General features: G+C 67.4%; 1 protein-coding gene. It reads right to left on the bottom strand.

What is annotated here, in order from left to right; genetic code table 11:
- A partial coding sequence (locus tag ACFFNX_RS52215; RefSeq protein WP_378213924.1) for an aldehyde dehydrogenase family protein occupies positions 1-233 on the bottom strand: 233 nt, incomplete at both ends.

Raw genomic sequence — 233 nt, forward strand, 5'->3', positions numbered from 1 at the left:
TCGTCCGGCGCGATGACGCCGATGACGCCGGTTGGTTCGGGGGTGGAGAAGTTGAAGAAGGGGCCGGAGACGGGGTTGGCGGTTCCGGTGACCTGGGTGATCTTGTCGGCCCAGCCGGCGTACCAGACCCACCGGTCGATGGCCGCGTCCACCTGGCCGGTGGCGGTGGTTCTGGTTGATCCGGTGGCGCGTAGCTCCTCGATGAACTGGCTACGGCGTCCCTCCAGCATCTC

This window comes from Actinoallomurus acaciae, assembly GCF_042429965.1.
Classification (GTDB): Bacteria; Actinomycetota; Actinomycetes; order Streptosporangiales; family Streptosporangiaceae; genus Actinoallomurus; species Actinoallomurus acaciae.